The sequence below is a fragment of the Streptomyces sp. NPDC021115 genome, from assembly GCF_044333065.1.
GTDB lineage: Bacteria > Actinomycetota > Actinomycetes > Streptomycetales > Streptomycetaceae > Streptomyces.
In genome coordinates this window covers 104,779-121,030 of sequence record NZ_JBIRQF010000001.1, presented here as the reverse complement: position 1 = coordinate 121,030, position 16,252 = coordinate 104,779, and the positions used below count along the sequence as shown (strand labels likewise).

Below are 16,252 nucleotides of genomic sequence, written 5' to 3'. Positions count from 1 at the left end.
GTCACCACTCCCCCTCGTGGTCGAGATCTTCGTGGGCTTGGCGGGCGGTTTCGCGGGCGTCGGCGATGTCGCGACGGATGTTGGCGGCGAGCCAGGATTCGCCGGGGGTGTGGCCGTGTCCGGCGTAGGCCCAGTGGGCGACGACGAGGGTGGTGGTCTCCGGGTGGTCGTCGGGGTTGGGCAGGCCGCGTTCCCGGCGTTCCTGGGCGGCGCGGTAGTCGGCGCGGACCTGGCGGAGTGCGCCGAGGGTGGTGGAGTAGCGGCGGGACTTGGTGGAGAAGTGGCCCCGGAAGCCGAGCATGTGGGCCCACTGGAGGAGCTTGCGGTCGGGGTAGACCTTGTGCAGGTCGAGGCATGCCTCGATCAGCCGTCGTGGGTGGTTAGGCACCTCGAGGAGGATGAGGGCTTCTTTGTTGCCGACGCGGCGGTCGATGGTGCCGGTGGTTTCGGCTGCTTTGGTGGCGTACTTGGCCACGTAGGAGGCGACGGCCTGTTCGGTGATCTCCTCGCCGTCGCCGAAGGCGCCGATGGGCTGGACGTCGAGTTCCGTGCCCCAGCGCAGTGTGCGGGTCGGCTGGTTCCCGGCGGGGGGTACCTCGACGGCGACGCGGGCGGCGGCGGCGCGGATGGCGTCGGTGAGCAGGCCGAGACTGGCCCAGTGCGGGGGCGGGGTGTCCGGGCCTTCCGGTCCGTCGAAGCGGATCACGGCGTGGAAGTGGACGGCGCCGCGTTTTTGGTACTCGGCGACCTTGCCGAAGGACAGTCGGGACTGCTCGCGGGCGGCTTTCTGGGTGATGCCTGCCCGCTTTGCGATCTCGCGGCGCAGGTAGATGGTGAAGTAGCGCCACAGGTCGGAGGCGTGGTTGTTCCACAGCACCGCCGACGCGTAGTCGTACCTGCTCGGGTCGATGGGGGCACCGAGTTCGGGCGCGTCTTCCGGGTGCCAGGTGCCGCAGCGGCAGGGCCGGTTGTCGGGCCGGTTGTGGACGGGGCCGAAGGAGGGGGCGGTGAGGGTGACGAAGACGCGGGGGTGGTCGCGCACGGTGTCGGGGGTGCCCTTGGCGGGGTCGCCGACGAGTCCGGCGCGGATGAGGTGGTAGGTGTCTCCGGCGTAGGTCCAGGCGCAGGACGGGCAGCGGGAGGCACGGCGGTTGCCGCAGGCGATGCGGAGTCGTCCGCCGGGTTCGGTGTCGGTGTTGTAGTGGTGCAGCACGGTGCGGGTGGCGGGGTCGAGGGTCTTGGTGGAGCCGGTGAGGTGGATCGGGTCGGCGCAGCCGCCGTTGCGGCGGGTCTGTTCCATCCAGCGGTCGAGGCCCGGGGACCCGGCCACCCGGAGGAGGTCCCTCAGAGTGGCCGGGTCCAGGCCCGCCAGGGTGGCGGAGTCGGTCATACGGCGCCCTCCATGGCCGCCAGAGCGTCGGTGATGACAGCCGCCTTGATGAGACCGGGCGGCGGTGTCCACAACCCCCGTGCGCCAGGGCAGGGCAGCGGACGGGCGAGCGGGACGATGGAAGTCAGGCGCCAGTGCCACTGGCCGGAGGCGGACCACAGCGAGCACCAGCCGTCGTCGGCGTGACAGTCGGCGAGCCTCGCGACGGCGAGGATGGCGCCGGTCGGCTGCGGGCGGCGCAGGAACGGCCGAGCGAGGGGGACCGTGGTGGCGTTCGGGTCGAGGGTGCGCCCGGCGTGGATGAGCAGCACGCCCCGGTAGTCGGTGGCCCATCGGCGGTTTTCGATCCGCTTGGAGCCGTAGGCGATACAGCTTGCCCAGGGCTGCCACAAGGTGAGAGCGCGGGCGCTGTCGAGCGTCGTGACGGTCTTGGTCATCGGCGCGGCTCCTTGTTGTGGGCCGGTCCGTGGTTGGCGGTGTAGCCCTCGACCAGGGCGCGCACCTGGGCGTCGCCGGTGGCGGTGGCGGAGGCGCCGCAGCGGCAGACGGCGGATGCCTGGGCGGGCGCGGAGGGGGAGGGCTTGCTGACGTGCAGGCCCGGGCTGCTCGGGGTGGGGGTCAGGTTGGCCACGGCGATCACCTCCCGGACGCGACGGCGGCGGCGCGGATGCGGGGGGTGTGGCCGGTGCCCTTGCAGGCCGGGCAGGTGACGTGGATGGTGGCGCGGGAGCCGTCGCGGTTCCGAGTGCCGGTGGTGATGGCGACGGTGGGGAAGCCGTCGCAGGTCTTGCAGCGGCGCGTGGGGGCATGGGTGTGCTGCATGATGGTGTCTCCCTTTCGGGTCCGTTGGATCGGGAAGGTGGGGCCGTCCGGGGCGGCGGATACTTGGCGGTAGAGGCCGCCCCGGAGGGCTGTTAGCTGCGGCGCCGTCCGCGCCGAGGCTCGGAGTAGGCGCGGGGGATGTCCTCGTAGGCCCGCTTGCCGTGTTCGAAGGACGCGGCGTCGGTGCTGCCGTTGGACTGCTCGGCGAACTGTCGAGCGATCTTGTTCATGGTCTTGCGGTCGCGGTGGCGTTTGGCGTTGGCGTACTCGCGGCCGAGTTCGGCCATGGCGGGGTTGGCGGGCTCGGAGTCGGTCTTGCGGGTAAACAGATCGCGGAAGGCCATGTCAGGCCCCCTTTCGTGTCTTGGCGAGCCGGACGGTGATACCGGCGCCGCCGATGGTGGGGACGGCTGCTGCGGCTGCTGCGGCGGCCATCTGGAACGTGATGGCGGCGACGATGAGGACGAGGACGAGGCCGCCGGTGATGGTGATGGTGAGCAGGATCGGTCCGGCGTAGGAGCGGGGCGGCGCCTGGACGACGACCACGTTTCGCGGGTCGGTGCCGGGCGGGACCAGGTGTGAGGGGATGTGTCCGGCACGGAGCTGTGCGTCGGGGTGCCGCATCGGGGTCACCTCCTTCCGGGGTCAGGTGCAGCGGTGGGTTTTGGCGGCGAGTTCGGCGGCGGAGCGGTCGGGGTAGTCGGCGGAGAAGCCGCAGCGTGGTGCGGTGCAGGCGGCGGTGTGCTTCTCGCGGCCGCGCTGGTCGTTGTGGGTGCCGACCTGGACGGGGCCGATGCGGATCACGTCGCGGAAGCGGTGCGGGCGCATGGTCAGCCCTCCCGGTTCGGGCCGAGCCAGTCACTGAGGATGCGTTCGGCTTCGACCGGGTCACCGGTGCGGGCCGCTGCCTCCTCGACGAGCAGTTGGGCCAGAGTCGGGCGTCCGGACTCGGCCATCTCGCGGGCCGCGTCGAGGTAATCGGCGGGGTTGTCAAAGGTGCGTCGGGCCATGGCGGTGCTCCTTTCAGGTGGGTTAGCCGGTGAAGTCGTCGGCGTGGTCATCGAGCCATTGGCGGATCTCGGTGCGTTCGTCGTCGGTGGCCTGGTTGATCGCCGCTTCGCCAACCTCCAGAGCCTCGACAAGGCGATCGCTGCGGGTGAGGGCGGCGGAGTGCTCCAGGGCCGATCGGGTGGACGGGCGCATCAGTGGTGTCTCCGGTCAGGTGAGTTGGGCGGCGATGGCGTCAGCCATCGGGGCGGGGACACCGAGTCGGGCGCGCAGGGTGTCGGTGTCGATCGGGGCGCCGGTTGTCGCTCGGTGGGTGTCGGCGACCTTGCGGGCGTGCTCGACCAGGGCCGGGGGCACCTGCATGGCGGGCATCTTGGGTGCGTGGGCGGGGAGTTCGGGGGCAGGCTCCGGGGCCCGCTCCACGGTCACCTCGTCCGCCGGTTCCCGGTCCCCAGGCACCGGGGCGCCGTGATCCGGGACAGGCTCAGGAGCCGGTGTGTCGGCGGGGGTGGGGGTGTGGGCCAGGAGGGTGCCGCCGAGGAAGGCCAGGGCAGGCCATCCGGCGACGATGATGCGCAGCACGGCCGGGATGTGGTTCATGTCCAGCAGTCCGGCGGTGGCGACGTTGGCGCCCAGGGACGCGGCGAGCGCGATGATGAACCACACCCACGCGGTCCGGGCGGAGTTACCACTGGCCCGCAGGACGCGCATCCGGCGCCATGCGGCGACGAACAGCAGATCCACCGACACCGGGTAGGCCCAGGCTTTCCAGCCGGTCTGTCCCGCTGCTTCGGCCAGGTCATGCAGGTGAGCGAAGGACAGCGCACCCGCGATGAGGGCTTGAATCAGCACCGGGTCCAGGCGAAGTGAGCGCAGCATCACCGGCCCTCCAGCCATGTAACGATCTCTTCGGCGACCGGGTAGGACTGGTGGGCGTGCTCCTCGAAGTAGGCCTTCACGTCGGTCCGGACGTCGGGTCGGGCCACGCCGTATTCGCGCGCCCAGGCGTCGGGGTCTACGTCCAGCGCGATCACGATGCGCACCCTCATGACGTCTCCTTTCGCTGAGTGGGCCGGGGCGGTGTGTGGTCAGCCGCCCCGGCGGCGTTGGTCAGGTGGTCGAGGCCAGACCGGTGCCGAAGCAGTCCGGGCACAGTCCGGTCTGGTGGTGGCCGGTCTTCCGGCGGCCACGGCCTACGCGGATTTCGGTGGTGATCTCGCCGGTGCCGTTGCAGGTGGGGCACTTCGGCGGGGCCGCCGGGGCGGCGGTCTTCTTGGCGGTCCGGCGGGCGGCGGTGGTCTTCCGTTCGGCCATGGCGATCACTCCTGGTTCGGGCATGGCTCGGGTAGGGACCTGGCGCGATGAGGTCGCGCCGACCGTGGGAGCAGGGGGTGTTACTCGGTCACCGGGCGGGGCTTGACCAGTGGCGAAGCCTCGCCGGGGGCGGCCAGGGCCGGGACGGCGGGACGGTAGGCGGCCAGGGCCGGGATGTCCGGGGTCAAGTGCGCGTTCTCGCGGCAGACCGCGACCACGTCACCGATGCTGATCTCAGGGGTGCGGATGCGGGACCAACCGCCGGAGGTGTCCCCGGCCACGGCCAGGCCCGGACGGTCCGGCCGGATCGATGTCGCGGCCGACACGGCGTCCGGCGCGATGTCGCCGAGCCCCATCTCGGCGGTCTGCTTGTCGTTGACGCGGTGCACGACACGGCCGGTGAGCTGGGCGCGGAGCATGGTGGCGCCCTTACCCAGCTCGGAGCCGAAGCGCTGCCCGCAGATCTCCAGGTAGATGCCCACCGCGCGAGAGAGCTGAGCCATGCGGACCACCTGCATGACCATCCGGTCCCGGCGTTCCTCATCCTTCCGGGTGGTGGCCATGAACAGCTCGGCCACCTCATCCACCAGGACCACGATCGGCACCGGCCGCTTGTCCTTGGGCAGGCCCCAGATGTCGGAGGTGATCTGCGCTTCCGGGGTGCTGGCGGTGATGCCCTGGTGATCCTTGAGCAGGTCGAAGCGGTCTTCCATCTCACCCACCAGCGCATCCACCAGGGCGGAAGCCTCATTGGGGTTGGTGGCCAGGGCCGACAGGCGCGGGGCGAACGGAGCCTGCTCAACCCCCCGCTTGCAGTCGATCCCCACCAGCGCGACCGGCAGTTCGGCCAGCCCCTTGATCAGGTTGCGCTGGTACATGGACTTGCCCGACTGGTTCGCTCCCAGGGTCAGCCCGTGCGGAACCGCCCGGTAGTCACGGACGAACGCCGTCCCGTCCTCACGGCGGGCCACCGGGACCACCATCGGCCCACGCGGCACCCGGCGCGGCATCCGTACCCGGTGCAGTACGTCGTAGCCGGTCATGCGCAGCTCGACCGTGCCGGGCTTGCCCTCCACCACGTGGACGGCGTGGACGCCCCAAGCATGGCGCAGCCGGTTCGAGGCGGCGGCGACGTCGGCGGGTTCCATCCCGGCGGGCAGCCGCAGGGTCACCCGTAGCCCGGTCGAGGTGGGGCGGACCCGGCGCACCTTCGGCGGTACCGGCTGCGCCTCCCGGCTACGGGTGACGGCCCGGGAGAGGAAGGCGCGGAACCGGGACGGAGCGACGGTTAGCCCGCACACGTCCATGGTGGAGCTGTAGGTGAAGGCGAACCGGGCCCGGGTGATGGGCATGCCCACCAGGGACCAGTACACCGCCGGGGCCTTGATCTTGGCGTAGCCCAGACCACCAGCACCGGCCAGCGGTGTACCGATCTCCAGCAGCGTCACCAGGTCCGACACGATCAGGCCCCCGTCACGATCGCGGTCGCGCGGAACGCGATGCCGTGGCGAGTCTGGCCGTTGAAGGTGTTCTCCCAGTCCCGGGCCTTGAGGCCGACCACCGACACCAGGGTGCCCGGCGTCAGTCCCTCCGGGATACCCGTCTCGGGCACGGTCACCTGGTACAGGTTGCCCTCACCCTCATCGGAGATCAGCAGCCCCACCGTGGACAGGAACGCGCCGGTTTCCTTGTCTACGGCCTGCTCCTTGGTCTGCTTGTTCACCAGCTTCGGCGTCGGCGCGGTCGCGACAAACACCGTGGCGGTCGAAGTATCGATCTTGAACGAAGGCATTGCAGCCACTCCTTGACGAGGCGGCACAGTTCCCAGACGGGCAACTGCTCTAGGTAGGCTCCAGTAGAGCCGACTGTTCTAGAGATGTCAAGAAGTTCTCTAGGTAGACCAGGGCTTGCACTACCGGACGTGCCGGGTGTTCGGCTGACTAGTGACGCCGTAGGCTGTCTAGAGACCGAGAGAGGACGACCGTCCATGGCCGACCAGAGCAACGCCCGCAAGCCGAGGAAGTATCAACAGATCGCGAATGATCTAAGGAACGCGATCATGTCGGGCGAATACGCCCCTGGGGACCGGTTGCCGGGTGAAAACGACCTGATGGCCACCTACAAGGTGGCGCGCATGACCGTGCGACAGGCGCTCAGCGTCCTTCAGGGCGAGGGTCTTGCCAAGGCCCGAAAGGGGGCCGGTGTCTTCGTCTCCCCTGTCCCCGTGACCGGAGCTGCCCGACTAGAGCGTCTAGAGAAGAGCGGGCGCATGTACGCGAGTGGGGAGACCAGCAGTGATCACACGGCCATCCTCCGGAGCTGCGCTGACGTCGACATCGCCGAACAGCTCGGGGTCGAGCTCCATGATGAGATCGTGATCCGGGGGCGGGTGTTCCATCTGGAGGGGAAGCCCAGCGTCGTCGCAATCTCCTGCATTCACCCACGAGTCCTTGAAGCCGTCCCGGAAGTCCTGCAACAGGGGCAGCTCAAGCCCTTCTGGCAGACGACGTACACCGAGCGCACCGGCAAGGAGATCACTCGGTTCCCAGAACGACGAACCGCGCGCCTGGCCAGCTCCAGCGAACTCGCTGCTCTAGAGGTCTACGTACCGTTCGAAGCTGCCGTGCCCGTCCTCGTTCTGCACACGACCTTCCACGACGCTGACGGCCCTATCGAAGTCTGGGAAGACGTCTATGCTCCCGGGCTTTGGCAGGTCGACTCAGCCCCCAAGTGATCGATCCGTGAGCTGTTACAGGTTTCTCTACCTCATCAAGCCCCCGGCTGCGCTTCGCTTCGCCGGGCGCGCTCCCGGCTCCCGGTCGCGCTCTGCTCCTGCCTCCGGCCCGCGCCGCGCACCGTCCGCCGACGCGCGCCCACAGGCGAGATAGGCCGGGGTCAATGGTCGAGACCCAATCGGCCGACACAGGCGCAAGCCGCAGACCGTGCCTCCGGCGGGGGCGCTCAGGCTCCGGGATGGCGGGGGCTCCGTCTGCGCCCGCAGGTCCATCGTGGCGTGCGCGGGGAGCTCCCATCCCGTCACCGTCGTCCCAGGCAGAGCCGAGCAGACGCGGCCCAGGGCGTCAAGGTCGTTCGTACAGTGGCGCGCTCCACCTTGACGCCCTGAACCACGCCTGCTCCACGGTGTGTGGGACGACGGCGACGGGATGGGAGCTGGGGAGGGTGGTGGGTTGGGGAAGTGGGGAAGGCTCGGGCCGTCTGTGGGCCGTCCGAGGGGGATCAACGACGACAGATGACGACCACTGCCGACAGGAGTCACAATCGTCCGCCGCAGGTCACGGGAATTGATCTGCGACACTGGGAAAACCATGCCTAAGCCCGGAGAACTCACTTTCGCCGTGCCGCGTGGGGCCAAGAAGCCCCCGCGGCATCTCGCCGACCTCACGCCCGCCGAGCGCCGCGAGGCTGTCGCCGCCCTCGGGGAGAAGCCCTTCCGGGCCGGTCAGGTGTCGCGTCACTACTTCGCCCGCTACACCGACGACCCCGCCCAGTGGACCGACGTACCGGCCGCCGCGCGGGAGAAGCTGGCGGCCGGGCTGCTGCCGGACCTGATGAGCGTCGTGCGGCACATCAGCTGTGACGACGACACCACCCGCAAGACCCTGTGGCGGCTCTTCGACGGCACGTTGGTCGAGTCCGTGCTGATGCGCTACCCGGACCGGGTCACCATGTGCATCAGCTCCCAGGCGGGCTGCGGCATGAACTGCCCGTTCTGCGCCACCGGCCAGGCGGGCTTGGACCGCAATCTGTCCACCGCCGAGATCGTGCACCAGATCGTCGACGGGATGAGGGCCCTGCGGGACGGGGAGATCCCCGGAGGCCCGGCCCGGCTGTCCAACATCGTCTTCATGGGCATGGGTGAGCCGCTGGCCAACTACAACCGGGTCATCGGCGCGATCCGCCGCCTCACCGACCCCGAGCCTGACGGCCTCGGTCTGTCGCAGCGCGGCATCACCGTCTCGACGGTGGGGCTGGTCCCGGCGATGCTGCGGTTCGCCGACGAGGGCTTCAAGTGCCGTCTCGCGGTCTCCCTGCACGCGCCCGACGACGAGCTGCGCGACACCCTCGTGCCGGTCAACACCCGCTGGAAGGTGCGCGAGGTCCTGGACGCGGCGTGGGAGTACGCGGAGAAGTCCGGCCGCCGGATCTCCATCGAGTACGCCCTGATCAAGGACATCAACGACCAGGCGTGGCGCGCCGATCTGCTCGGGCGGCTGCTCAAGGGCCACCGGGTGCACGTCAACCTCATCCCGCTCAACCCGACGCCCGGCTCCAAGTGGACGGCGTCCCGGCCCGAGGACGAGAGGGCGTTCGTGGCGGCCCTGGAGGCGCACGGGGTGCCGGTGACCGTCCGGGACACCCGGGGGCAGGAGATCGACGGGGCGTGCGGCCAGCTGGCGGCCACGGAGCGCTGACCACCGGCCGATCCGACCACGGGCTGATCCGGCCACCGGCTGATACGGTGCCTTCGCATCACCGGCGTACCACCGTCCCGCGACGACGGACAAGTGAACATTCCGACAGGGGAGCGCGACAGCGCTGAGAGTGCGGCACGGCCGCAGACCCTCCAACCTGATCCGGGTCATACCGGCGTAGGGAGTCAGCCTCACCATGAACAGCCATCTCCGGCGTGCCGTCACCGCCGCCCTCGTCGGGTCCCTCGGCACCGGAGTGCTCACCGGCTGCGGCGGGGGCGCGGCGGACGGCAAGGACTCCAAGACCGTCACCCTGGTCTCGCACGACTCGTTCGCGGCGTCCAAGGCGGTCCTCAAGGAGTTCACCCGCAAGACCGGCTACAAGGTGCGGGTGCAGGCCGGTGGTGACGCGGGGGCGGCCGTCAACCAGGCGATCCTGTCCAAGAGCCATCCGCAGGGCGATGTGTTCTTCGGCGTCGACAACACCCTCCTCTCGCGTGCGCTCGACAATGACCTGTTCACCCCGTACGAGGCGAAGGGCCTGGACAAGGTCCCCGCGGCCTTCCAGCCCGACCGGGCGAAGCACCGCGTCACCCCGGTCGACTACGGCGACATCTGCGTCAACTACGACCGCGCCTGGTTCGCGCGCAAGAAGCTCGCACCGCCCAGGTCGTTCGCCGATCTGACCAAGCCCGCGTACAAGAACCTGCTGGTCACCGAGAACGCCGCCACCTCGTCGCCCGGTCTCGCCTTCCTGCTCGGCACCGCCGCCCGCTACGGCGACGACGGCTGGAAGGACTACTGGAAGAAGCTGAAGGCCAACGGCGTCGAGGTGGTCGACGGCTGGGAGCAGGCGTACTACGACCGGTTCTCCGGCTCGGCGGGCGGCGCCAAGGGCGACAAGCCGCTCGTCGTCTCCTACGCCTCCAGCCCGCCCGCCGAGGTGGCGGACGCGAAGTCGAAGCCCGCGAAGGCCCCGACCGGGGTGGCGGACGGCACCTGCTTCCGGCAGACGGAGTTCGCCGGGCTGCTGAACGGCGCGGGCAACACCAAGGGGGGCAAGGCGCTGCTGGACTTCCTGCTGACCAAGCGCTTCCAGGAGGACGTACCGCTGAACATGTACGTCAATCCGGTGCGCGAGGGCGCGAAGCTGCCGGAGGTCTTCACCCGGTACGGGGTCAAGATCGCCGATCCGGCGACCCTGCCGCCGCGGAAGATAGCCGAGAACCGTGAGTCCTGGGTCAAGGCATGGTCCTCGCTCGTTCTGTAGAGCCCGCGGCTTCTGTAGAGCCCGCGGCTTCTGTAGAGCCAGAGCCCGCGGCCGGTCGCGGCAGGCTGCGCGGCGCCGCCGTGCGGCTCGCCCTGATGGCAGTGCCGCTCGCCTTCTTCGCCGTCTTCTTCGCGTATCCGGTGGCCGCGATCGTCACCCGCGGGCTGCGCACCGGCGGCCGGTGGCAGCTCGGGCGGATACCCGAGGTGCTGGGCGACCCGTCCGTCCTGCACACCCTGTGGTTCACCGGCTGGCAGGCGGCCGCGTCGACCGGGCTGACGCTGGCGGTCGCGCTGCCCGGCGCGTATGTCTTCGCCCGCTTCGCCTTCCCCGGCAAGGGGCTGCTGCGCGCCGTGGTGACCGTGCCGTTCGTGCTGCCGACGGTCGTCGCCGGGTCCGCGTTCCTGGGGCTGCTCGGGCGCGGCGGGCTGCTGGACGAGCTGTGGGGGATACGGCTCGACACCAGCGTCTGGGCGATCCTGCTGGCCCACGTCTTCTTCAACTACGCGGTCGTCGTCCGCACCGTCGGCGGGCTGTGGGCGCAGCTCGACCCGCGCCAGGAGGAGGCCGCGCGGGTGCTCGGCGCGAGCCGCCTCGCGGCCTGGCGCCGGATCACCCTGCCCGCGCTGGGGCCCGCCGTGGCCGCCGCCGCGCTGATGGTCTTCCTGTTCACGTTCACCTCCTTCGGCGTCATCCAGATCCTCGGCGGCCCGCGCTACGCCACCCTGGAGGTGGCCATCTACCGGCAGACCGCGCAGCTGCTGGACCTGCCGACGGCCGCGGTGCTGACCCTCGTCCAGTTCGCGGCGGTCGCGGCCGTGCTCGCCCTGCACGCCTGGACCGTACGGCGCCGGGAGGGTGCCCTGCGGCTCGTCGACGCCGCCCGGACCGCGCGCCGCCCCCAGGGCCCGGCGCAGTGGGGGCTGCTCGCGGGGGTGCTGGCGGTCGTGGCGCTGCTGATCGTGCTGCCGCTCGCGGTGCTGGTGGAACGCTCGCTCCACGGGCCTGACGGCTACGGGTTCACGTACTACGAGGCGCTCCAGTCCGCCGCCGACAGCGGCGGCACCTTCTTCGTGGCCCCCGTGGACGCCATCGGCAACTCCCTCCAGTACGCGGCCGTCGCCACCCTCTTCGCCGTCGTCGTCGGCGGTCTCGCCGCCGCCGCGCTCACCCGCAGGGCCGGGCGTCTCGTCCGCGGCTTCGACGCCCTGCTGATGCTGCCGCTGGGCACCTCCGCCGTCACCGTCGGCTTCGGCTTCCTCATCGCGCTCGACGAACCCCCGCTGGATCTGCGGGCCTCCTGGCTCATCGTCCCGCTCGCGCAGGCCCTGGTGGGCGTGCCGTTCGTCGTCCGCACCCTGCTGCCCGTCCTGCGGGCCGTGGATCACCGGCTGCGGGAGGCCGCCGCCGTGCTCGGCGCGTCCCCGCTGCGCGCCTGGCGCGAGGTGGATCTGCCGCTGGTGGGGCGGGCGCTGGCGGTCGCGGCGGGTTTCGCGTTCGCCGTCTCGCTCGGCGAGTTCGGGGCGACGGTCTTCATCGCCCGCCCCGACCTGCCCACCCTCCCGGTGGCCGTCGCGCGCTTCCTGGGCCGGGCGGGACAGCTCAACTACGGGCAGGCTATGGCCCTGAGCACGATCCTGATGCTGGTGTGCGCCTGCTCCCTGCTGGTCCTGGAGCGCATCCGCACCGACCGCTCGGGGGAGTTCTGACATGGGGGGATCCTGATGACGCCGCCGACGCCACTGCTGCGCCTGGACGGGGTGTCCGTCCGGTACGGACGCCATGACGCGCTCGACGCCGTCGACCTGGCCGTCGCCGAGCACGAGACCGTGTGCGTGCTGGGCCCGAGCGGAAGCGGCAAGTCCACGATGCTGCGCGTGGTGGCCGGACTCCAGCGTGCCGCCTCGGGCCGGGTGTGGCTCGGGGGCCGCGATCAGCGCGGCATACCCACCCACCGGCGCGGGGTGGGGCTGATGTTCCAGGACCATCAGCTGTTCCCGCAGCGCGACGTGGGCGGCAACGTCGCCTTCGGGCTGCGGATGCGGGGGACGGGACGCGCGGAGGCGGACCGCCGCGTCGCCGAACTGCTGGACCTGGTCGGGCTGCCCGGCGCTCAGCGGCGGGCCGTCGACTCGCTGTCCGGCGGTGAGCAGCAGCGCGTCGCGCTCGCCCGCGCGCTGGCGCCCCGGCCGCGGCTGCTGATGCTGGACGAGCCGCTGGGCCAGCTCGACCGAGGGCTGCGGGAGCGGCTGGTCATGGAGCTGCGGGAGCTGTTCGCGCGGCTGGGCACCACGGTCCTCGCCGTCACCCACGACCAGGGCGAGGCGTTCGCGCTCGCCGACCGGGTGGTGGTGATGGAGGACGGCAGGATCGCCCAGTCCGGCACCCCGCTGGAGGTGTGGCAGCACCCGGCGAACGAGTTCGTCGCCCGCTTCCTCGGCTTCGACAACGTGGTCGGGGCGACCGTGCACGGCGAGATCGCCGACACCCCCTGGGGCAAGCTGCCGGTGCCGCCAGGATCCCGGCCGGGCGGCCCGGTGCGGCTGCTCGTCCGACCGGCCGGGGTACGGCTCACCGCCCCCGCGGACGGGCTGCCCTGTACGGTCGCGGCGCGCACCTTCCGCGGCGACCGTGTGACGGTCGTCCTCCAGCCGGAGCACGGGCCCCGCCTGGAGGCGTCCTGCGCGCTGCGGGACGCCCCGGAGGCAGGAGACCGGGTCGGGGTGGCCTTCGACGCGGCGGACGTGGTGGTGCTGGGTTCGCCGTAGAACGTTCAGCCCGTCAGGGAGGCGAGGGCGTCCGGGGCCTCGTCCACCGAGTCCACCAGCGCGATACGGGTCTTCATCGACCGCCCCTCCGCGAGCGCTTCGAGCAGCGGCCAGGCGGGCAGGCGGCGCGTCCAGTGGTCGCGGTCCACGAGCACCATCGGGGTCGGCTCACCGCGCGACTCGTAGTAGTTCGGCGTGGCGTTGTCGAAGATCTCCTGAAGCGTTCCGGCGGCGCCGGGCAGGAAGACGACGCCCGCGTTCGACCGGGCCAGCAGCCCGTCCTCGCGGGTCGCGTTGGCGAAGTACTTGGCGATGTGCGAGGCGAAGGCGTTCGGCGGCTCGTGCCCGTAGAACCAGGTCGGAATGCCCACCGAGGCGCCGCCGTCCGGCCACCGCTCCCGCACCGCGAACGCGGCCGAGGCCCAGGCGCCGACCGACGGGCGGAACGAGGGCGCCCCGGCGAGGAGGTCAAGCGCCTCCTTCAGCGCCGCGTCCGGGAGCGGTGCCGTGTACGAGCCCAGGTTGGCGGCCTCCATCGCGCCCGGGCCGCCGCCCGTCGCGACCGTCAGCCCGGACCGCGCCAGCGCCTGCCCGAGCCGGGCGGCGCCCGCGTACCCCTCGGAGCCGCGCTCCAGCGCGTGCCCGCCCATCACGCCCACCACCCGGGCGCCGGTGAGCTGTTCGTCGAGGGCGTCGGAGACCGCGTCGTCGTGGATGGAGCGCAGCATCGAGGAGAAGATGTCGCCGTCGGCCTTGGTCCGCTCGTACCAGGCGTACGCGAGGGCGTCCGGCGTGCCCGCGTAGCCGTCCGCGCCGTCGGCCAGGCCCTCGAACAGCTCGGCCGCGGTGTAGAGGGTGCCGCGGTACGGGTCGAACGGCAGGTCCGGCACGGGCGGGAAGACCAGCGCCCCCTGCGCCCGTACCCGCGCGGCGGCCTCCGGCTCCATCGGGCAGCCAAGGAAGACCGCCCGGTCGGCGTCGGTGGACAGCAGCGCGGACGTACGGGCCGTCAGATCGACGGACTGGACCCGGTATCCGGCCAGCGTGCCGCGGGCGACGACCTGGTCGAACTCCTCCAGCGACTCTATTTCGACATCGGGTGCGGTGGTGTCTGCGTCATCGGTCTGCACGGCGTCATGCTAATCACATCGAACGCCGGTGCGGTCAGCGATGGGTGAACGGCATCGTCGTCAACTCGCCCACACCCCAGGCCACCGGCGCCAGCAGGAGCAGCAGGGCCGCACCGCGCAGCGCGGCCGCGCCCCGCAGCAGCCGGGCCGACGCGCCGAGGCGCAGCAGCGCGGCCGTGGTGCGCCGCCGCGCGCCGCGCGCCTCCAGCGCCGCCGTGAGCACCGTGGTGAACGCGCACATCAGGACCAGGCCCACGCCCAGGTCGGTGAGCGGACCGAAGGCGCGGGCGCCGGAGTGACCGTGGGCCGCCGCGTGCAGCCGCAGCGCCCCGTACAGCCCGGCGGCGACCGCGCACAGCACGCCCAGCGGACGGCCGATCAGCCCCGCCTCCTGCTGGAGCATCCGCCCCGACAGCAGTCGCAGCGGGCCCGGCCGCCCCAGGGCCAGCAGCCCGCCGCAGCCGTGGACGAGCCCCGGCCCGGCCAGGATCAGCCCGGCCACCGTCAGGACCCAGCCGCTCAGCACCTCGGGTGTGCTGCCGCCGAAGCCCCCGGACAGCGACACCAGCGCGCCGGGGGACGGATGTTCCCCGCGCCCCGCGTACGCCCCCAGCATGAGCCCCGCCGCGGTCAGCGCGACGCCCCACGGCAGGGCGGACACCGCGCGGTGCGGCGGCGGGGTGAGCGAGCCGGTCGCCACGGTGGGGACGGCGGGCCGTGCCGTACGGGCCTCGGGCCCGGCCCCCGGCATCTGGTGCGCTCCCGGCAGCGGCTGCCGGGGCCACAGGCCCGCGGCGCTCGCCGCGCCCGCCACCACCGGTACGACGGCCACCAGCGTGACCGCCCCCACCAGCGGCAGCGGCCGCTCCGCGCCGAGCGCGCGGCCCGCGGCGCCGCTGCCCGCCCACAGCAGCCACGAGCCGCCCACATCGCCGCGCAGGTGGAGGAAGGCCAGCAGCGCCAGCGCGCTCCCGGCCGCGCACGCCGTCGCCGTCGCGACGCCCGCCAGCAGCGCCAGCCGGGCCGGGCCGAGCCCCGCCGCGGCGAGCCCCGCCCCCGGGCGGGTGCTGGGGTCGGCGCGGGCGACCGACATGGCCAGCTGCACGGTCGCGGCCAGCGGTACGACGCACCACAGCAGCCGCGCGAGCGCCCCGTCGGGATCGGCCGGATGGCCCGCCGCGAACCCCAGGGCGGACAGCAGCAGAAAGCTCGCGCCCGCCGCCGCGACGGCCACCAGGGACCGGCGCAGCAGGATCAGCGGATGCGAGCCGCGGGTCAGGCGGAGGCTGAGCACGCCGCGATGCCCTCCGAATCGGGGGACGCCGCCGGGTCCACCAGGCGGCCGTCCAGCAGCGTCACGGTGCGGTCGGCGAGCGTGGCCACCTCGGGGTCCTGGGTGGCGAGGACGACGGTGATGCCGTGCGTACGGGCCGCCGAGGTGAGCGTACGCAGCACCTGGGCGCGGTCGGCGCGGTGCAGCGGCGCGGTGGGCTCGTCCGCGAACAGGACGCTGGGCGTATGCGCCAGCGACCGCGCGATCGCGACCCGCTGACGCTGCGACTGCAACAGCGCGCCGGGGCGCGCTCCCGCGCACTCGGCGACGTCGAGCCGTTCCAGCCACTCGCACGCCGCGCTCTTCGCCGCGCGCCGCCCCGTACCGCGCAGCATCAGCGGCAGCGCCGCGTTCTCCCAGCCGGTCAGCTCGGGCACCAGCAGCGGTTCGGTGTCGATCCAGCCGAAGTGGTCGCACCACAGCCGCTCGCGGCTCAGCGGGGCGAGGGAGTGCACGGCGGTGTCCTTGAACCACACCTCTCCGTGATCCGGGACGAGCTGGCCCGACAGACACTTGAGCAGCGTGGTCTTCCCGCAGCCCCGGGGGCCGGTCACCGCCAGGATCTCGCCCTCCCGGGCGTCGACCGAGACCCTGGCGAGGGCGGGCGAGCCGTCATGGGCGTACGACAGGGTGCGTGCCCGGAGCACGTCGTTGTCCGGCGGAGCCACCATCCAGAGCACCTCGCCTTACCTGCGATCGTCCCGTTCCCCCGACGGGGTGAACGAGGCCGGAGCCAATGGGTCACTGGCACGGTAAGGACTCCCGGCGGGGCCAGCGCCTGAGG

Annotated in this window: 22 protein-coding genes and 1 riboswitch; of the genes, 5 read left to right on the top strand and 17 right to left on the bottom strand. The window is 72.0% G+C overall.

Annotated elements, in window-relative coordinates; translation table 11 throughout:
• Position 1 precedes the first annotated feature (1 nt).
• The 14 genes from repSA to ACH4TL_RS00440 form a co-directional block, all read right to left on the bottom strand.
• Positions 2 to 1,390 (bottom strand): replication initiator protein RepSA, encoded by a 1,389-nt coding sequence (gene repSA, locus ACH4TL_RS00505; protein WP_398322588.1) that lies wholly within the window; start codon positions 1,388 to 1,390, stop codon positions 2 to 4.
• Entirely contained in the window at positions 1,387 to 1,827 is a 441-nt protein-coding gene (locus ACH4TL_RS00500; RefSeq protein ID WP_398322591.1) for an ASCH domain-containing protein, read from the bottom strand. The genes repSA and ACH4TL_RS00500 overlap by 4 nt, the downstream gene beginning before the upstream one ends.
• Positions 1,824 to 2,021 (bottom strand): hypothetical protein, encoded by a 198-nt coding sequence (locus ACH4TL_RS00495; RefSeq protein WP_398322594.1) that lies wholly within the window; start codon positions 2,019 to 2,021, stop codon positions 1,824 to 1,826. Before ACH4TL_RS00495 ends, ACH4TL_RS00500 begins: the two co-directional genes overlap by 4 nt.
• Positions 2,022 to 2,026: 5 nt before the next feature.
• Positions 2,027 to 2,212 carry a hypothetical protein gene (locus ACH4TL_RS00490; protein ID WP_398322597.1) on the bottom strand — a complete coding sequence of 62 codons (186 nt, stop codon included), beginning with the start codon at positions 2,210 to 2,212 and terminating at the stop codon, positions 2,027 to 2,029.
• Positions 2,213 to 2,304: 92 nt separating this feature from the next.
• A complete protein-coding gene (locus ACH4TL_RS00485) occupies positions 2,305 to 2,556 on the bottom strand; it encodes a hypothetical protein (protein WP_398322600.1) in 252 nt (83 codons plus the stop codon).
• 1 nt (position 2,557) lies between these two features.
• Entirely contained in the window at positions 2,558 to 2,836 is a 279-nt protein-coding gene (locus ACH4TL_RS00480) for a hypothetical protein (protein WP_398322603.1), read from the bottom strand.
• A gap of 21 nt (positions 2,837 to 2,857) precedes the next feature.
• Positions 2,858 to 3,040: a mobile element transfer protein gene (locus ACH4TL_RS00475; protein WP_398322606.1), complete on the bottom strand. Its 183-nt coding sequence runs from the start codon at positions 3,038 to 3,040 to the stop codon at positions 2,858 to 2,860.
• 2 nt (positions 3,041 to 3,042) lie between these two features.
• A complete protein-coding gene (locus tag ACH4TL_RS00470; protein WP_398322609.1) occupies positions 3,043 to 3,222 on the bottom strand; it encodes a hypothetical protein in 180 nt (59 codons plus the stop codon).
• Between the two features lie 22 nt (positions 3,223 to 3,244).
• On the bottom strand, positions 3,245 to 3,415 hold the full coding sequence (locus ACH4TL_RS00465; protein ID WP_398322612.1) for a hypothetical protein: 171 nt from the start codon (positions 3,413 to 3,415) through the stop codon (positions 3,245 to 3,247).
• A gap of 15 nt (positions 3,416 to 3,430) precedes the next feature.
• Entirely contained in the window at positions 3,431 to 4,099 is a 669-nt protein-coding gene (locus ACH4TL_RS00460; protein ID WP_398322617.1) for a DUF2637 domain-containing protein, read from the bottom strand.
• The gene (locus ACH4TL_RS00455; RefSeq protein ID WP_398322620.1) at positions 4,099 to 4,269 is read right to left on the bottom strand and encodes a hypothetical protein; all 171 of its coding nucleotides are present in this window, start codon (positions 4,267 to 4,269) and stop codon (positions 4,099 to 4,101) included. The genes ACH4TL_RS00460 and ACH4TL_RS00455 overlap by 1 nt, the downstream gene beginning before the upstream one ends.
• Positions 4,270 to 4,330: 61 nt before the next feature.
• On the bottom strand, positions 4,331 to 4,534 hold the full coding sequence (locus tag ACH4TL_RS00450; RefSeq protein ID WP_398322623.1) for a hypothetical protein: 204 nt from the start codon (positions 4,532 to 4,534) through the stop codon (positions 4,331 to 4,333).
• Between the two features lie 80 nt (positions 4,535 to 4,614).
• Entirely contained in the window at positions 4,615 to 5,994 is a 1,380-nt protein-coding gene (locus ACH4TL_RS00445) for an FtsK/SpoIIIE domain-containing protein (RefSeq protein WP_398322626.1), read from the bottom strand.
• A 2-nt stretch (positions 5,995 to 5,996) separates the two neighbouring features.
• On the bottom strand, positions 5,997 to 6,326 hold the full coding sequence (locus ACH4TL_RS00440) for a hypothetical protein (RefSeq protein ID WP_398322629.1): 330 nt from the start codon (positions 6,324 to 6,326) through the stop codon (positions 5,997 to 5,999).
• A 195-nt stretch (positions 6,327 to 6,521) separates the two neighbouring features.
• Here ACH4TL_RS00440 and ACH4TL_RS00435 point away from each other — a divergent pair, with 195 nt between their 5' ends.
• The 5 genes from ACH4TL_RS00435 to ACH4TL_RS00415 all read left to right on the top strand — a co-directional run bounded on the left by ACH4TL_RS00435 (position 6,522) and on the right by ACH4TL_RS00415 (position 13,005).
• Complete coding sequence (locus ACH4TL_RS00435; protein WP_398322631.1) at positions 6,522 to 7,268, top strand: GntR family transcriptional regulator; 747 nt, start codon at positions 6,522 to 6,524, stop codon at positions 7,266 to 7,268.
• 592 nt (positions 7,269 to 7,860) lie between these two features.
• Positions 7,861 to 8,967 carry a 23S rRNA (adenine(2503)-C(2))-methyltransferase RlmN gene (gene rlmN / locus ACH4TL_RS00430; protein ID WP_398301601.1) on the top strand — a complete coding sequence of 369 codons (1,107 nt, stop codon included), beginning with the start codon at positions 7,861 to 7,863 and terminating at the stop codon, positions 8,965 to 8,967.
• 97 nt (positions 8,968 to 9,064) lie between these two features.
• Positions 9,065 to 9,168, top strand: a riboswitch (TPP riboswitch).
• A complete protein-coding gene (locus tag ACH4TL_RS00425; RefSeq protein ID WP_398322634.1) occupies positions 9,164 to 10,237 on the top strand; it encodes a thiamine ABC transporter substrate binding subunit in 1,074 nt (357 codons plus the stop codon). It overlaps the preceding riboswitch by 5 nt.
• Positions 10,238 to 10,332: 95 nt before the next feature.
• Entirely contained in the window at positions 10,333 to 11,946 is a 1,614-nt protein-coding gene (locus ACH4TL_RS00420) for an ABC transporter permease (RefSeq protein WP_398322637.1), read from the top strand.
• A gap of 15 nt (positions 11,947 to 11,961) precedes the next feature.
• Complete coding sequence (locus ACH4TL_RS00415) at positions 11,962 to 13,005, top strand: ABC transporter ATP-binding protein (protein ID WP_398322640.1); 1,044 nt, start codon at positions 11,962 to 11,964, stop codon at positions 13,003 to 13,005.
• Between the two features lie 5 nt (positions 13,006 to 13,010).
• Here ACH4TL_RS00415 and ACH4TL_RS00410 read toward each other — a convergent pair whose 3' ends face one another.
• Genes ACH4TL_RS00410 through ACH4TL_RS00400 form a run of 3 tightly spaced genes read right to left on the bottom strand, consistent with a single transcriptional unit; the run spans position 13,011 to position 16,139 of the window.
• Positions 13,011 to 14,135, bottom strand: coding sequence for an LOG family protein (locus tag ACH4TL_RS00410; RefSeq protein WP_398322643.1), 1,125 nt, complete (start codon positions 14,133 to 14,135; stop codon positions 13,011 to 13,013).
• A gap of 34 nt (positions 14,136 to 14,169) precedes the next feature.
• Positions 14,170 to 15,429 carry a hypothetical protein gene (locus tag ACH4TL_RS00405; protein WP_398322646.1) on the bottom strand — a complete coding sequence of 420 codons (1,260 nt, stop codon included), beginning with the start codon at positions 15,427 to 15,429 and terminating at the stop codon, positions 14,170 to 14,172.
• Complete coding sequence (locus ACH4TL_RS00400; protein ID WP_398322649.1) at positions 15,411 to 16,139, bottom strand: ABC transporter ATP-binding protein; 729 nt, start codon at positions 16,137 to 16,139, stop codon at positions 15,411 to 15,413. Before ACH4TL_RS00400 ends, ACH4TL_RS00405 begins: the two co-directional genes overlap by 19 nt.
• Positions 16,140 to 16,252: the final 113 nt, after the last annotated feature.

Bases quoted from the DNA above. Each gene is read 5' to 3' on its own strand.
- ACH4TL_RS00470 (WP_398322609.1), bottom strand. From the start codon at position 3,222: ATGGCCCGACGCACCTTTGACAACCCCGCCGATTACCTCGACGCGGCC.
- repSA (WP_398322588.1), bottom strand. From the start codon at position 1,390: ATGACCGACTCCGCCACCCTGGCGGGCCTGGACCCGGCCACTCTGAGG.
- ACH4TL_RS00500 (WP_398322591.1), bottom strand. From the start codon at position 1,827: ATGACCAAGACCGTCACGACGCTCGACAGCGCCCGCGCTCTCACCTTG.
- ACH4TL_RS00480 (WP_398322603.1), bottom strand. From the start codon at position 2,836: ATGCGGCACCCCGACGCACAGCTCCGTGCCGGACACATCCCCTCACAC.
- ACH4TL_RS00465 (WP_398322612.1), bottom strand. From the start codon at position 3,415: ATGCGCCCGTCCACCCGATCGGCCCTGGAGCACTCCGCCGCCCTCACC.
- ACH4TL_RS00400 (WP_398322649.1), bottom strand. From the start codon at position 16,139: ATGGTGGCTCCGCCGGACAACGACGTGCTCCGGGCACGCACCCTGTCG.
- ACH4TL_RS00435 (WP_398322631.1), top strand. From the start codon at position 6,522: ATGGCCGACCAGAGCAACGCCCGCAAGCCGAGGAAGTATCAACAGATC.
- ACH4TL_RS00490 (WP_398322597.1), bottom strand. From the start codon at position 2,212: ATGCAGCACACCCATGCCCCCACGCGCCGCTGCAAGACCTGCGACGGC.
- ACH4TL_RS00440 (WP_398322629.1), bottom strand. From the start codon at position 6,326: ATGCCTTCGTTCAAGATCGATACTTCGACCGCCACGGTGTTTGTCGCG.
- ACH4TL_RS00420 (WP_398322637.1), top strand. From the start codon at position 10,333: ATGGCAGTGCCGCTCGCCTTCTTCGCCGTCTTCTTCGCGTATCCGGTG.
- ACH4TL_RS00455 (WP_398322620.1), bottom strand. From the start codon at position 4,269: ATGAGGGTGCGCATCGTGATCGCGCTGGACGTAGACCCCGACGCCTGG.
- ACH4TL_RS00450 (WP_398322623.1), bottom strand. From the start codon at position 4,534: ATGGCCGAACGGAAGACCACCGCCGCCCGCCGGACCGCCAAGAAGACC.
- ACH4TL_RS00475 (WP_398322606.1), bottom strand. From the start codon at position 3,040: ATGCGCCCGCACCGCTTCCGCGACGTGATCCGCATCGGCCCCGTCCAG.
- ACH4TL_RS00415 (WP_398322640.1), top strand. From the start codon at position 11,962: ATGACGCCGCCGACGCCACTGCTGCGCCTGGACGGGGTGTCCGTCCGG.
- ACH4TL_RS00460 (WP_398322617.1), bottom strand. From the start codon at position 4,099: ATGCTGCGCTCACTTCGCCTGGACCCGGTGCTGATTCAAGCCCTCATC.
- rlmN (WP_398301601.1), top strand. From the start codon at position 7,861: ATGCCTAAGCCCGGAGAACTCACTTTCGCCGTGCCGCGTGGGGCCAAG.
- ACH4TL_RS00425 (WP_398322634.1), top strand. From the start codon at position 9,164: ATGAACAGCCATCTCCGGCGTGCCGTCACCGCCGCCCTCGTCGGGTCC.
- ACH4TL_RS00485 (WP_398322600.1), bottom strand. From the start codon at position 2,556: ATGGCCTTCCGCGATCTGTTTACCCGCAAGACCGACTCCGAGCCCGCC.